This is a genomic window from Shewanella sp. SP1S2-4, assembly GCF_031932075.1.
GTDB classification, from domain to species: Bacteria; Pseudomonadota; Gammaproteobacteria; order Enterobacterales; family Shewanellaceae; genus Shewanella; species Shewanella baltica.
In genome coordinates this window covers 1-14,170 of record NZ_JAUOET010000006.1, presented here as the reverse complement: position 1 = coordinate 14,170, position 14,170 = coordinate 1, and the positions used below count along the sequence as shown (strand labels likewise).

12 protein-coding genes are annotated in these 14,170 nt (G+C 45.3%); 10 read left to right on the top strand and 2 right to left on the bottom strand.

The window, feature by feature from the left end:
• Positions 1 to 178: 178 nt before the first annotated feature.
• The 7 genes from Q4Q52_RS08200 (at position 179) to Q4Q52_RS08170 (ending at position 8,491) form a co-directional block, all read left to right on the top strand.
• Positions 179 to 1,675: an alkaline phosphatase gene (locus Q4Q52_RS08200; protein WP_311906070.1), complete on the top strand. Its 1,497-nt coding sequence runs from the start codon at positions 179 to 181 to the stop codon at positions 1,673 to 1,675.
• A 40-nt stretch (positions 1,676 to 1,715) separates the two neighbouring features.
• Positions 1,716 to 3,353 carry an alkaline phosphatase gene (locus tag Q4Q52_RS08195; protein WP_311990325.1) on the top strand — a complete coding sequence of 546 codons (1,638 nt, stop codon included), beginning with the start codon at positions 1,716 to 1,718 and terminating at the stop codon, positions 3,351 to 3,353.
• A gap of 193 nt (positions 3,354 to 3,546) precedes the next feature.
• Entirely contained in the window at positions 3,547 to 4,275 is a 729-nt protein-coding gene (locus tag Q4Q52_RS08190; RefSeq protein ID WP_012088222.1) for a hypothetical protein, read from the top strand.
• 314 nt (positions 4,276 to 4,589) lie between these two features.
• Positions 4,590 to 5,432, top strand: coding sequence for an AraC family transcriptional regulator (locus Q4Q52_RS08185; RefSeq protein WP_259563299.1), 843 nt, complete (start codon positions 4,590 to 4,592; stop codon positions 5,430 to 5,432).
• A 132-nt stretch (positions 5,433 to 5,564) separates the two neighbouring features.
• Positions 5,565 to 6,272: a LysE family transporter gene (locus Q4Q52_RS08180; RefSeq protein ID WP_311990324.1), complete on the top strand. Its 708-nt coding sequence runs from the start codon at positions 5,565 to 5,567 to the stop codon at positions 6,270 to 6,272.
• A 98-nt stretch (positions 6,273 to 6,370) separates the two neighbouring features.
• Positions 6,371 to 7,201 (top strand): hypothetical protein, encoded by an 831-nt coding sequence (locus Q4Q52_RS08175; protein ID WP_311990323.1) that lies wholly within the window; start codon positions 6,371 to 6,373, stop codon positions 7,199 to 7,201.
• A gap of 747 nt (positions 7,202 to 7,948) precedes the next feature.
• Complete coding sequence (locus Q4Q52_RS08170; RefSeq protein ID WP_311990322.1) at positions 7,949 to 8,491, top strand: hypothetical protein; 543 nt, start codon at positions 7,949 to 7,951, stop codon at positions 8,489 to 8,491.
• Positions 8,492 to 8,718: 227 nt separating this feature from the next.
• On the opposite strand, the gene Q4Q52_RS08165 is transcribed toward Q4Q52_RS08170, so the two are convergent.
• On the bottom strand, positions 8,719 to 10,659 hold the full coding sequence (locus Q4Q52_RS08165) for an EAL domain-containing protein (RefSeq protein ID WP_311990321.1): 1,941 nt from the start codon (positions 10,657 to 10,659) through the stop codon (positions 8,719 to 8,721).
• Positions 10,660 to 10,883: 224 nt separating this feature from the next.
• Between Q4Q52_RS08165 and Q4Q52_RS08160 the strand changes: the two genes are divergently transcribed.
• Complete coding sequence (locus Q4Q52_RS08160) at positions 10,884 to 11,645, top strand: phosphatase PAP2 family protein (protein WP_311990320.1); 762 nt, start codon at positions 10,884 to 10,886, stop codon at positions 11,643 to 11,645.
• Between the two features lie 128 nt (positions 11,646 to 11,773).
• Here the strand turns inward: Q4Q52_RS08160 and Q4Q52_RS08155 are convergent, their stop codons facing one another.
• The gene (locus Q4Q52_RS08155) at positions 11,774 to 12,322 is read right to left on the bottom strand and encodes a DUF2799 domain-containing protein (protein WP_106649405.1); all 549 of its coding nucleotides are present in this window, start codon (positions 12,320 to 12,322) and stop codon (positions 11,774 to 11,776) included.
• 179 nt (positions 12,323 to 12,501) lie between these two features.
• On the opposite strand from Q4Q52_RS08155, the gene Q4Q52_RS08150 reads away from it, so the two are divergent.
• Positions 12,502 to 12,819: a hypothetical protein gene (locus Q4Q52_RS08150; RefSeq protein ID WP_311990319.1), complete on the top strand. Its 318-nt coding sequence runs from the start codon at positions 12,502 to 12,504 to the stop codon at positions 12,817 to 12,819.
• A gap of 334 nt (positions 12,820 to 13,153) precedes the next feature.
• Positions 13,154 to 14,014, top strand: a complete 861-nt coding sequence (locus Q4Q52_RS08145; protein WP_006083079.1) for a PA4780 family RIO1-like protein kinase — start codon at positions 13,154 to 13,156, stop codon at positions 14,012 to 14,014.
• Positions 14,015 to 14,170: the final 156 nt, after the last annotated feature.

Sequence of the window (14,170 nt, the reverse complement as noted above, 5' to 3'; positions counted from 1 at the left end):
ACCATGTTGGTGGTCAAACTTAACGTCTTGCATATTGTTAGTTGAAATAAATCTGACACTTAGCTGCAATAAAACCGCCATCCAAATCACGCCTATTCGTCACATAAATGCCTGAAAATCGGGTCGCCTCTACAGGGAATACCCTCATACACTCAATAATAAATCGGTGATGAACGTGATGAATATTAAACGGATCGCTGCAGCTATCTCCTGCAGCTTAATGACGGTTGTGGCTCATGCTGCAGTCCTGCCAGCAACACAAACAGACAGTCAGTGGTTTAAAGACAGTGCGGCAAACGTGGTGGCTAAAGCCCAAGTCGACACTAAAAAAACCGCTAAAAATGTGATTTTATTTGTCGGTGACGGCATGAGTATTTCGACGCTAACGGCAGCCCGTATTCTGCAAGGGCAGGATAAAGCTGACAACCAAGGCGGCGAAGAAAACTTCTTAAGTTTCGAACAGTTCCCCCACACGGCGTTAGTGAAAACCTATAACACTAACCAACAAACGCCAGATTCTGCGGGCACTATGACAGCCATGGCGACAGGCGTTAAAACCAAGGCGGGTATTATCTCTATTTCAGATACCAGCTTACGTGGTAACTGTTTGTCTTCAAAAGGCAATGAACTTGTTTCTCTGGTCGACCTTGCTAATGCCAAAGGGTTATCAACGGGCATAGTCACTACGGCGCGTTTAACCCACGCCACGCCAGCGGCAACCTATGCCAAATCACCTGAGCGCGATTGGGAAGGCGATTTCAACTTACCTGCCGAAGCGGTTGCGAACGGTTGTACCGACATCGCCAGCCAATTGGTGATGCGCGATGAAGCTAATTCGTTAACTGTGGCATTAGGTGGCGGCCGTAGCTACTTCCTACCCACAACTGTGACAGATGGCGAGAACAAAGCCGGTAAACGTAAAGATGGCAAAGATTTAACCAAAGCTTGGGTCGATAACTTCAGCAAATCTGCCTACGTGTGGGACAAAAAAGGCTTCGACGCCATTGATGCCGCCAACACAGATCATTTACTCGGCCTATTCAATCCATCACACATGGAATACGAAGCAGACCGCGCTGATGACGTAGGTGGTGAGCCATCACTAACTGAAATGACCGCCAAATCCCTCGACATATTGAAGAAGAACGATAAAGGCTACTTGCTGATCGTTGAATCTGGCCGTATCGACCATGGTCACCATGCGGGCAATGCGAGCCGTGCCCTGACCGATGCGGTTGAATTATCTAATGCAGTGAAAGCGGCAATGGATGCAACCAGCAGCGACGATACCTTGATCATGGTAACAGCGGATCACAGCCATGTGTTCACTATCGCAGGCTACCCAAAACGCGGTAACCCAATCTTAGGTTTAGTGCATAACGTCGATGGCACATTAGCGACAGCGAATGACAACAAGCCTTATACCACGCTGGCTTATACCAACGGCCCTGGTGCTGTGGTGGGTGTGCGTGACGACTTAACCTCAGTCGATACGCAAGATAAAGATTTTATGCAACAAGCGCTTATCCCAATGGAAAGTGAGACTCACGCCGGTGAAGACATCAGCTTACATGCCAGAGGTCCAGGTTCTAATCTGGTTCAGGGCGTGATTGAGCAGAACGTGATCTTCCACATTATCAACCAAGCGCAGCAGCTTGGCGGCACTAAGTACTAATCACGGATTAGTTACTGAGTCCTCACTTTTGGAGCAAAAAATGAATAAGAAATTACTAGTAGTCGCGATTTCAGCCATGCTGGGTTTAGCCGCATGCGGTAGCGATGGTGATAACGGTACCGCGGGAACACCGGGTAGCAATGGATCAAATGGGTCTAACGGTAGCAATGGCAAAGATTGGACTGCTGTGAATCAGTGGTATGTCGATGCACAAGCTCGCGTGACCAAAGCCGAAGGCTTAACGGTTAACAATGATGTTGGCGCCGCGAAAAACGTGATCCTGTTTGTGGGTGACGGTATGGGTGTATCAACCATTACTGCTGCACGTATTTTAGAAGGCCAGCTAAAAGGTAAAACGGGTGAAGAAAACTCGTTATCTTTCGAAACTCTGCCGTATGTGGGTCTTTCTAAAACCTATAACGTCGACGGCCAAACGCCGGATTCTGCAGGCACTATGTCAGCGATGATGACAGGTGTAAAAACCGACGTGGGCGTGATTTCACAAGCTGAAGGCGTAGTTCGTGCTAACTGTGCTTCGACTAAAGATCAAAATCTCGTGACATCACTTGAGCTTGCCGCAATGGCGGGAATGGCAACGGGTGTGGTAACGACTGCGCGTTTAACCCACGCAACTCCTGCGGCGACTTACGCCCATGTGCCGGAGCGTGATTGGGAAGCCGATTCAAACCTACCTGCAGAAGCTGTGACTAACGGCTGTAAAGATATCGCCGCGCAAATGCTCGACTTTAACTACGGCAGCGGTCTTAACGTGATGATGGGTGGCGGTCGCCGCGCCTTTATTCCTAAGACGACCGTAGATCCAGAAGGTAAAGCCGGTAAGCGTAACGATGGTCGCGATCTCACAGCTGAGTGGATGAGCAAATACACTAACGCCGCTTACGTGCAAGACAGGGACGGTTTCCTCAGTGTGGATGCAGCAAGCACAGATCATTTGCTTGGCCTATTCAACTCATCGCACATGGAATACGACTACGATCGTAAAGAAGCCGGCGTGACTGGCGAGCCATCACTGGCGGAAATGACGGCTAAGTCGATTGATATTCTGAAGAAAAACTCAAAAGGCTTCGTGCTGATTGTTGAAGCTGGCCGTATCGACCATGCTCACCATGCGGGTAATGCAGCGCGTGCGCTGTATGACACAGTGGCATTGTCTGAAGCGGTGCGTGTGGCGATGGAAAAAACCTCGGCAAGCGATACCTTGTTAATGGTCACTGCGGATCACAGCCATGTGTTCACCATTGCAGGTTATCCAACTCGCGGTAACCCTATCCTAGGTTTAGTGAAGTCGAACGACGCCAACGGCGTTGCTGAAGTGACTAACTCTACCGATGCTAACGGTTTGCCATATACCACCGTCGGTTACGCTAACGGCATGGGCTATGCGTCATTAGCAACAGGTGGCGATGAGCGTTACAACTTCCCAGTGGACGCAGGCCGTAAGGACTTGAACTTTGTTGATACCCAAAGTGCCGGATTCCATCAAGAAGCCCTAGTGCCATTAAGCGATGAGACCCATGCTGGGGAAGACGTGGCGATTTTCGCCCGCGGCCCAAGTTCGGATCTTATCCAAGGTACGGTTGAGCAGAACCACATTTTCCACGTGATGAACCGCGCGGCAAATTTAGTGGCTAAAGCTGAAGCGGCTGCGGTTAAGTAAGCCCTGCTTAGTCTCTGCATAAGTGAAGTAAGAAATAGTGCAGTAAGACATAGTGCAGTAGCAGTAATAGTTAAGTAAAAGCAGTGCCGATGGATGGCATACGTCATCCATCGGCCTTTAGCCTAACGATTTAACATACCAAAGCGTTTACAAAAGCTTAAGTGTTTACCCTGTTCAGCAAGTGAGAAGTCTAATGAAAAACCGTCTATTGGCTCTAATGTTATCCAGCTTAGTTCTGCCAAATGTTGCTATGGCAGCGCAAGAGGCTCAGTGTCCAACGCTACAAGCCGAGCATTTAAAGGCTCAATATCAAGTGACCAATGGCAAGGGCCAGCAATGGCAAATGACCCTCATCCGTAATGGACAAGACTTTATTATTCAGCGTGATGGATCAACATTTGAAGAATGGTCGAGCAATGGTGAGTACGTGCGTTATTTCCCCGCTGAAAAACGTTCTGTGACTTACCGCAAAGGTGATTTGCGTGCACTCAACATTCAACACGATCGCGACCAGTTGTACCATGTCGTATCGCCAGCATTGCCGACACACATGGCCAAGACACAAGCTAAGCAAGAGGCGTGTTTTGCGACTCAAGGCTTTGAAGGTAAGGTTAACGGTTTAGAGAGTGAGCTTGTTTGGATTGATGCCATCGGCCTGCCCGCTGAGTTTATCTTAGGTCAATCTCAACCGAATCTAGCGTACAAGCTGGTGGGCGTAGAGCCATTTGATAGCGATGCGTTTGTGGTATTAACCCAAGATTATCAAGATATTGATTTTGCCGATGTCGGCGACAGTGAGTCTGATCCTTTTATCGCTAAGATGATCAACCAAGGCTTTATTGAACATGGCGGCAGCGGTTTTTACAACAGCGAAGGCCAATCGATTGAAGCCCAAGGCGGACACGGCAGCCATTCGCATTAATCGATTTAATCGATATTAAGTGTAAGTGATACTGACGAGCTTAGCGCTGAGTAGAACTTATAACGTAAGCCAGTCCGTATGTATAAGCGCCCACAGAGTTGGGCGTTTTTGCTTTTATTCGGCGCTAATGTAAATGCCCATTCATGCGCTAGTTAATGCGCTAATCTATGCGCCAATCTATGCGCACATTTCATCAAACGATATGGCTGCAATAATTTACTATTGCCGCGCTGACGATGAAGGCTAGAATGAACCCTAGTGGATTTGAGTTCTCCCAGTTTTGCAACTGATGTAATAGGTAATAGCCGCGAGCGATGAGTACAGCAAAACCCGTTGAAAACATTAACTATTGGCGTCATCCCAGCTTATCAGGCATAGAACTGAGTCAGGCGGAATTCACTCATTTCAGCTTTGATAAACATGTGCATCTGGATTACCACTTAGGTGTGGTCACCCAAGGTGCGCAGCAGTTTGTGAATAAGGGCAGCAGTTATCAACTCGGTCAGCACAGTCTATCGACCTTAAATCCAGACGAAACCCATGATGGCCAGAGCCGCGATGCCGACGGTTATCGGGTGAAAGTCATGTCTATCCCCGTGGAATACATGAATGAAGTCAGCCAAGAACTGGGGTTGAAGGAGCACTTTTTCAGCGCGCCTATGGTGGATGACCCAACGCTTTATCAATATTTTATTCAGCTACACGAACTATTAATCCAAGGCCAATGCAGTGCGCTCGCGGGCGAGTCCCACCTACTGAACTTTATTCATCTGCTGCTGGAGCGTTACCCCAGCGGCGTTTCATCTTGCATCTCTAAACTGAATCAACCGCAGGGGTTATCTAAGTTGCAGGTGAGCTTAGTGAAACAGCGAATTCACGATGAGCCTTGGCATAATACTCAGCTTGAAACCTTAGCCAATGAAGTGAGCTTAAGTAAGTTTCAGTTTTTACGGCAATTTAAACAGGCGACAGGGATGACACCCCATGCTTATCTCAAGCGGGTGCGTTTAGAGTTAGCGAAAAAATCCTTAAGTCATGGCGCTCTAGTGGCGGATGTGGCGCAGCAATTCGGATTTTTTGACCAGAGCCATTTAAATAAAGCCTTTAAGCAGGCATTCCTATTATCGCCAGTGCAATTTCAGCGACGTATGCTCTAGTTTCCCCCGTCTTTCGATGATTGATTCGAATAAAACAGAATTGTGCAATTTATTACAATTCAGCCCTGCGATAAATGGCCATACTGACAGCCTCAGTTATCGTTCATCACTTTTTTGCGGAGCCGCATCTCTATGGATTTATCTTTATTACTCACCTTGGCCGTGATCCACTCGGTTGCCTTGATAAGCCCCGGACCCGATTTCGCTATTATGGTGAAGATTGCTACTCAGCAGTCCAGAAGCACGGCGATTGCCGCAGCCGTGGGGATTTCAATAGCCATTTTAGCCCACACGATTTTAAGTCTGACTGGCGTGAGTCTGCTTATTAAGAGTTCACTCACTCTGTATCTATTAGTGCAAATTGTGGGTGCGTCTTACTTAGCTTGGATGGGGTTTGGTGCCCTGCGTGCAGGCCTTGCGATACTGGCTAAACGTAAAGCGAGTGCCAGTACAAATGCTGGGACAAATGTTGATGCTATTTCTGCTGACGTTGAAGGCACTGCGTCTATTGCTGGTGGCTTAGGTGGCGCTATGTCGCGCAGGCAAGGTTTTTTGACTGGGCTTTATACCAATCTATTGAATCCCAAAGCATTGGTGTTTTTCTTAACCCTGTTTTCTGCCTTGATTACCCCAAGCGTCACCACGAGCACTAAAATCGCTTCCGCTGTCTTGTTGTTATCGCTGTCGCTGGCATGGTTTGGCTTTTTGGCGGTGATGTTATCTAAGGCGCAGGTGCAACTTAAATTGCAGCGACTGACACCGATTATCGATGCAATTATTGGTGTCATCTTTATGTCAGTCGCGCTGGCGATTTACGCTAACCTGTTGCTCACGGCTTAGTGAGGAGTTGCGTCAATCAGCTTAGGTTTTAGTCCTGTGCATTTATGTTATTCTTGGCCTTTGGTCTCAGTAGAGACGTTTGGATGTAAGGGATAAAGATGTCACTCGCCTCACCATTAAAGGCAATAAAATTAGCAGTTTTCGGCCAAGCTAAACTAATGCAAATCGCGTGTTATGCCGCCTTGATATTTGGTGCTATGGGTTTGAGTAGCACAGTGAATGCCGCCGATGAGGCATTGCCAAAGGAATATATTCCTCTGGTGCAAGGGCTTATCGATGCGGCTAAGGCGAACGATCCAGAAGCCATTGCTAAGCGAGTGGCTTACCCTCTTAAACGTGAATATCCGATCCTTGCGATTCAAAATATGCAAGAAATGAGCGCACGTTTCAACCAAGTCTTCGATTCACAACTGCTTGAGCAGATTGCTAATTCTAAGGTTGAAGCCGATTGGCAGACTATGGGCTGGCGCGGCATTATGCTCGGCAGCGGTGAAGTGTGGCTGGATTTAAATGGCAAGATCATTGCCATTAACTACCAAACACCTGCAGCGGCAAAACTGAAAGCTGAGCTGATCGCTAAGCAAAAAACGGGATTACATGCGAGCGTGAGTGAGTTCGTGAGCCCAGAATTAACTTGGGAAACCGCTAAGTTTACTATTCGTGTCGATAATATGGGGAACAGCCAATACCGTTATGCCGCTTGGGCAAAGGGTAAGTCATTGAGCGAAAAGCCAGATCTAGTGCTGAATAAAGGCAAACTCGTATTCGACGGTAGTGGTGGTAATCATTCATTCCAATTTCGCAGCGGCCCATACCAGTATCATTGTTATGTCACCGTCTTAGGCACCACCGATAGCCCTCCAGGCGAGCTAGTGGTGTTTAAAAATGACAAAGAAATACTAAAACAAGCCGTCATCAAAGCAGACTAGTCTCGTTTCCCTATCCCTATGAGTGAGATTTAAAGCAGCGACCATATGTTGATGGTCGCTGCTTTAGTCATCTATGTTTTAGAAAGTCACTGGTGCAACAATGCCAATCCTCTCTAACCTTCTAGCTGTTCCTTCAGCTAAAAACTACTGTTCCAAAGCAAGATAATTGTATCGTCAGATGTGCAGTATTTATTGTCATTGTTTCCCCAGTGACTCGCCGGCTATTTCTTTTAAAAGAAGCATCCATGAGATCTCTTCTAAAACATGGTTTAGAAGGTCACTGGTGCAACAATGCCAATTCTAGATAAGTTCTCAGTATCGGAGTCTGTCTTAAAAAACTCTGTCCCCATGTCGAGTTAGCAAAAAAAATTGTTCAACAATATTCTGACCTCATTACCCAACATCTTCCCATAAATGCTCTGCTATCAGCGGCTCTCTCAGAGCAGAATATAAAAATGGACTTTATATGGTCGTACAAGTATCAACCTGATTAAGATAGTTCTCATTCCAACATTTGTGTACGTTATCTCACTTTGATGAGTTTAATCTGATATAAAATCAAATTATTACAAGTCGTCAGATTTATATAGTAGGATTGGGAGTCCGAGCAAATGCATTTTGCGAGATAATACATTCAATGAAAATTTTTATTGAATGAAAGCTGCTAGTTAATTTCGCGCGTTTTTACTGTTTTAGTAACATTAATGAGCATGCACACTCTTCAATTATTATGCCTACAGAGGCCATATGGATACATTTACACTGATTAGTAAACTCGTGGAAAATTTAGCATGGCCAGTATCAATCTGTATTTTAGTCTTTATGCTAAAAGCAGATATTGGTAAAACGCTAAATAACATACGAAAACTCAAGCATAAAGATACAGAAATAGACTTTGGAAAAGAGCTAAAAGATACTGCAATAGTTGCATCTCAAACTGTTGGGTTACCGAAAAGTGATAGCTTTGATTATGGCAGTAGTGAATTAGCTTTATTGTCTCCGAGAGGTGCAGTTATAGAGTCTTGGCTTAGTGTAGAAAAAGAATTACATAAATTTGCCCTGAGGAATGGAATTGAAGTCGATCCTAAAAAGCCATTCAGAATTCAAGACATCAAGATGCACAATCTTGATTACAATGCTTTGGGTAAGGGAACTATAACAATCCTCGAAAGTTTAAGGCGTTTACGAAATGAGGCTGTTCATCTTCAAGACTCTAATATTAGCCCCGAATCTGCCAAAGAATATCAATTACTATCTAAACGGGTGATTCAAGCGTTACAGCAGGCATAATAAGAAATAGTTGGCTTTGTTTTTTTTATCAGATTTTTTGGCAACTTTTTACCGCTTAATACTGAGTTACCTATAGATTTCTTCATTATTGGAGCTGTTTATCTTGTAAAAAACTAGCGCACTACTCGCCTAAATTTTAGTTATAACATTCTGTGGAAATAACAATTCACCTAGCATTATTCAGTCGATTTTTTATTCGTGAGATAAAAAGAGCATTAAGGATGAACTTAATGCTCTTTTTTATGGATAAATTCCTGCTCAAACTCTTGTGCGGTAATGGGTTTACCGTAGAGGTAGCCTTGGCCTAAGTCGCATTCCTCGTGGCGAATAAAGGCGTCTTGTTCTAGGGTTTCCACGCCTTCGGCGATCACGGCTAAGTCCAGTTTCTTGCCTATGGCTATAATCGCTTTAGTGAGTTCCCTATCTTGTTCGTTTTCTTCTAGTTTACTGATAAAGCAGCGATCGATTTTTAAGGTATCGAAAGAATATTTTTGTAGGTAACTTAGGGATGAATAGCCTGTACCAAAGTCATCTAGCGAGATGCGGATCCCGAGTTCCTGCAGCTTTTGGATGGCGTTGTGGGCGATATGCTCGTCCTGCATCAACATGCCTTCGGTGATTTCAAGCTCTAGGGCGGTCGGTGGCAATTGATAGAGGGTGAGTAAGTCAGCTATGTGCTCGCTAAAACGGGGATTGCGCATTTGCAAAGGGGAGATGTTGATGGCGATTTTAAACTCCTGGTCTAGCTCGCGACACCATTTAGCCGCCTGAGCTAGGGCGGTATGCAATACAAAATTGCCAATATCAATAATCTGGCCATTACGTTCAGCCAAGGCGATAAATCTGTCTGGGGCGACATTACCAAGGATCGGATTGTACCAGCGCAGCAGGGCTTCGGCACCTATCACTTTTTGAGTTTTTAAGTTTATAAAGGGTTGGTAATGAAGGCTTAACTCGTTTTTGTTCAATGCATCGACTAAGTGAGATTCCAGTTGATAGCGTAGATTCAAAGCCGCTTGAGTATCTTGATTAAAGAAGCTGTGAGTTGAGCCATCGGCTTTGCTGATCGTCATCGCAGCCCCTGCTTTTTGCAGCAAAATGGCGGCATCTATGCCATCGATGGGCGCTTGAGCGATACCCATGCTCGAGGGAATCGTGATCACAAAATCTGCCACGCCAAAGGGGGTATTACAGCAGTTAAGTACTTTATTGATGAGTTTATTGGTTTCGTTATTCGAAGGTTTATGGGCTTGAATAATCACAAACTCGGCGCCGGCAATACGGGCGATGAAGGTATTTTCATCGGCATAGTGTTGTAAACGGTGGCTGAGGATGGTGAGAATTTTATCACCAATCAGATAGCCATAACTGTCGTTAATGGATTTGAAATTGCGCAGCCCCAGATAGAGTACTGAAATCTTTTCCTTGCGATTCACTTCTTCGAGCATAGTTGAAAGGCTATTAATCAAATTGATGCGATTCGGTAATCCCGTCAGTGGATCATAGCTTTTATGGTATTCCAGTGAGGTTTCGGTGGAGGTCCGATTTTCGATTTCTTTGATGAGTTTGCTACTGAGTTCGGCGAGTTCATGGGTACGTTGTTGCACTTTTTGCTCTAACTCTTGGTTATGCAGTTGCAGCTTTGCCTGTTGATAGAGAGTGACTAGGTTGGCTTCGATACCATTTTGAAACCGAGCGAGTAAGCTGCGAAACGATTGGCTGTAATTATGCTCTTTGCTATCGAGCATGCAGATAGTGCCAAAGGCGCTGTTATCGGGCCAACGTAAAGGCAAGCCACAGTAGGCAATCATGCCGAGTTTAATATCCGGATTTTTATCCCAGTTTTTATCTTTTAGGGCATTAGGAATGTGGAGTTCCTTGCCTGCTTTAATCACAGTCTCGCAGTAAAGTCCGTGGCCTAAACTGTCTTTGTCGTGTTTTTTATAGGGATTCCCCTGAGTGCGGCTCGAGGTAAACACTTCTATATCGGTTTGATGGACACGCATGATCAACGCGGCAGGAGTGTCGACCAATTCAGAGAGCAAATCTAAGGTTTGTTGCCAGTTATCAACCATGACTTGGGGAACCATGATTTTGTCTGTGTCGATAGCAATGTCGGCGAATAAACGATCTTTTTGAGACTGATTAATGGCGAAATTGTATGGCATGAATGCTCAGTCCTAGAGGCGCGATATTATTTATAAACTATAGTCTTTTTACTCATGTTGTGAGTTTTTTTGCAGAAATTTACTTGTATTGAGATGTAAGTTTTTTGTTAGCATCGTACGATTGTGTTTCTTAAGTTTTAGATAAGAATTCAGCGCTACGCTAACAAAAGATATTCTAGTCAGTGGATTTATGCGTGGGTAACTATTTGAAAGATAATGTTAGGATGACATTTATCGATTTTGCCAAAGGGCATCTAATCGCGCCACTATTAGTGTTTGCGGCGATCATCATTGGGCTTGAATGGACTCACGCTGATATGAAAGTGGCGACCTTGTTATTTCATTGGCAGGGTGGCGTCGACTCTTGGCCATTAAGAGGCCATTGGCTGACTGAAAATGTATTGCACGTTGCTGGGCGTAACTTTGTTATCTTGCTGGCGGTGAGCGTTGTAGTCGGCATTGCCTTTAGTTTTCGAAGCGACAGGGTTAAGCCGTACCGCAAAGGGTTGATTTATCTATTTTGTAGCGTATTGGCCAGTGTGTTACTGGTACGCATTGGCAAGAGCGTTACTCACATGACTTGCCCCTGGGATGTGATTGAGTTTGGCGGCCATATGCTGCATTCATCCTTGTTTGCCCGTTTACCCCAAGGCGCTGAATTTGGCCAATGTTTCCCTGGCGGCCATGCCAGCGGCGGGTTTGCCTGGGTTGCCTTATATTACGTGCTGCGTGAGTATCGTCCGCATTTAGCTAAGTTTGGTTTGATTTTTGGAGTGGGTTTGGGACTCGTGTTTGGTATCGGCCAAGAGTTACGTGGCGCCCATTTTTTGAGCCATGACTTATGGAGTTTAGCCATAGCATGGACGTCGGCGAGCCTGCTTTACTATGGTTTTTTCCTGCGTCCAGCGGGGTTAAAAAAAGCTAAATTTGCCGATGTTAGCCAAAGGGTAAACGTTAAATCCACTGCTGGATTGCCGCAAAAATAGCGGACTGTGGAGCTGACTAATTTATACCACTCATCTATACCACGAATTTATGCTATTAATTTAAAGCTACCAACCTATGTGATTGACCTAAGCACTGAGTCCAATTGGGCTCAGTGTTTTTTTATGGCTTAGAATCTTAATTCGAAGCGCATATCGGGTCTGCGTAGGCGAGATCTTTCATCTAACAGTTGGTTCTTCTCATTGAGTAGGCTGTTTTTCTGTTTCAATAAGTCGGCCTTATCGGTGAGATTATTGATCTTGCCATCAAGACTGCTTATCTCTCTATCGATGGCATTTAAGCGATCGGCTATTTCAGCTAAGCGTTTGTTAGTTAGATATTGTTGATGGCCCTGATTATAACGTTCAACGAAGGCGTTATTGCTGCAAACCCCATAGTAGCTTTCTCCCGCTAAGCCAACGCGATAGCCATTTTCGGGAAGACAGTAACTGGCTAACCCTTGCTGGTATCCTTGTTTCCACTGTGCGGTATCGACGCTGAGATTAAATTCTCGGCAATCTTTTTGATATTGATTCAATTGCCCTGCGCTCGTCCCACGGTTGCCATCGGCTAGTCCTAGGGCAAACCAATCACTATTGGCGCATTCTTCAATCGATAAGCTGCTGCATTGAGTGAGCGATAGGACCGAAAGGGCGAGGAAAAGGCTGGGATAATGCATGGACAAGTTCTCTATATGTTGTGGCGTTTAGGATAAAGGCTCTTCTGGGGGAGATCTAGTTTTATATACCGCCGATGATTCTGTCTTAGATGCGCTTTTTTGGGCAAAATCCATCACAGTTTAACGGATGGATGCATGATAACCGGCTGATATTATGTTAGTTTGCGATTAACACTTTCATGTCTGCTTTGGGGTTAGCTATGATTTCACCCGTTTCATCGGCGCATTCTGCTTCATTACCGACGGCCAAATCGGTTCATCAACCCAGCGAGATTGCAGAGCCAAGTGGACTGAAATCCTTTACCTATGGCGCTTTAGGATTGGCGGCTCCCAAAGCTGAGCCCAGTTCCGATGTTGCTGCGATGAGCAAAACTGAGGCGCCTACTCCCGATACAGTCCCAAATGACACTAACGATTCGAACGATACTTATTACAGCGCTGGCCAAATATTGAAAGCGGCGGCGACCGTGGGGAGTGTGATTGCCTTATTTGTGTGAGTTAAGTTTCTGTGTAAACCTGCTTGGACATCTATTTGAGCGGTCTTGAATTTAAATGTTCGCTGCAGGATAGTGGCTGTGGTTTTACCTCTTGCTTTATAAAGGTTGGCGGAAAAGAATATTCTTTTAGTTTAAGCTTCATTTTCAGTCTCTTTCTTTGCCAAAGTCCTCAGTAAATCTGGTATTGTGTTTAACACGCAAGTGCATTAGTTTTTACTTAAAATTCGTTTAATAATCCTGAACTATATTCATCAAACTTCCGCTGGAGACCGCTTTTGTATGAAGATTTGCCCGCAGTATTCCATATCATGCCTAAGTAAGGTATAAGGGCGCTATGAAAACTCCGAAACGAATCCAACCCCTGGTTGATGAAGGACTGGTCGATGAGGTCATTAGCCAGTTAATGAGCGGTAAAGAAGCGACTGTGTACGTTGTACGCAGTGGTGATGATATCCGCTGTGCCAAAGTCTATAAAGAAGCGGACAAGCGCAGTTTTAAGCAAGCTGTGTTGTATCAAGAAGGCCGAAAAGTCCGCAATAGCCGTCGTGCGCGTGCGATGGAGAAAGGGTCTAAATTTGGCCGCGATCAGCAGGAAGAAGCTTGGCAAAATGCCGAAGTTGAAGCACTTTATCGTTTAGCAAATGCAGGTGTGCGCGTACCAACACCCTATGGTTGTTTCGATGGCGTGTTGCTGATGGAGTTAGTGACAGATGCCGAGGGCAATGTCGCTCCGAGATTGAACGATGTCAGTATGTCGGCAGAAAAAGCCCTGAACGATCATGCGTTGGTGATGACCTATGTCAAACGTATGCTCTGTGCGGGTTTAGTGCACGGTGACTTGTCTGAGTTTAACGTGTTAGTCGATAGTGAAGGGCCAGTGATTATCGACTTGCCTCAGGCGGTCGATGCCGCGGCGAATAACCATGCCAAATGGATGTTAGCGCGTGATGTGAATAACATGACCCAATACTATGGCTTGTATGCTCCTGAGCTGTTGAAAACACAATATGCCAAAGAGATTTGGGCCCTGTTTGAAGCGGGTGAATTGAAGCCTGAAACGCCATTAACCGGTGAGTTTACCGAAGTGTTGGTCGAAGCCGATGTCAGTGCCGTGTTAGAGGAAATTCAAGCGGCTTTTGAAGAGGCGCAAGAGCGTAAGCAAAGGATCCAAGAGGCAAACGAAGAAGACTATTAATCGTCAGTCGTTTTTCGCCCATAAAAAAGACGCTCAAAGTAGCGTCTTTTTTATGCTAAAAATTAAGTGTCACTATTATTTTTATTGTTGATTTTATTATTGTTATTTAATTTTTGGCGTTAGCCAATCCTTGGCTTAATCCCCAATAGAAGCTGG

Coding starts and splice junctions, on each gene's coding strand:
- Q4Q52_RS08200 (WP_311906070.1), top strand. CDS start 179: ATGAATATTAAACGGATCGCTGCAGCTATCTCCTGCAGCTTAATGACG.
- Q4Q52_RS08195 (WP_311990325.1), top strand. CDS start 1,716: ATGAATAAGAAATTACTAGTAGTCGCGATTTCAGCCATGCTGGGTTTA.
- Q4Q52_RS08190 (WP_012088222.1), top strand. CDS start 3,547: ATGAAAAACCGTCTATTGGCTCTAATGTTATCCAGCTTAGTTCTGCCA.
- Q4Q52_RS08185 (WP_259563299.1), top strand. CDS start 4,590: ATGAGTACAGCAAAACCCGTTGAAAACATTAACTATTGGCGTCATCCC.
- Q4Q52_RS08180 (WP_311990324.1), top strand. CDS start 5,565: ATGGATTTATCTTTATTACTCACCTTGGCCGTGATCCACTCGGTTGCC.
- Q4Q52_RS08175 (WP_311990323.1), top strand. CDS start 6,371: ATGTCACTCGCCTCACCATTAAAGGCAATAAAATTAGCAGTTTTCGGC.
- Q4Q52_RS08170 (WP_311990322.1), top strand. CDS start 7,949: ATGGATACATTTACACTGATTAGTAAACTCGTGGAAAATTTAGCATGG.
- Q4Q52_RS08165 (WP_311990321.1), bottom strand. CDS start 10,659: ATGCCATACAATTTCGCCATTAATCAGTCTCAAAAAGATCGTTTATTC.
- Q4Q52_RS08160 (WP_311990320.1), top strand. CDS start 10,884: ATGACATTTATCGATTTTGCCAAAGGGCATCTAATCGCGCCACTATTA.
- Q4Q52_RS08155 (WP_106649405.1), bottom strand. CDS start 12,322: ATGCATTATCCCAGCCTTTTCCTCGCCCTTTCGGTCCTATCGCTCACT.
- Q4Q52_RS08150 (WP_311990319.1), top strand. CDS start 12,502: ATGTCTGCTTTGGGGTTAGCTATGATTTCACCCGTTTCATCGGCGCAT.
- Q4Q52_RS08145 (WP_006083079.1), top strand. CDS start 13,154: ATGAAAACTCCGAAACGAATCCAACCCCTGGTTGATGAAGGACTGGTC.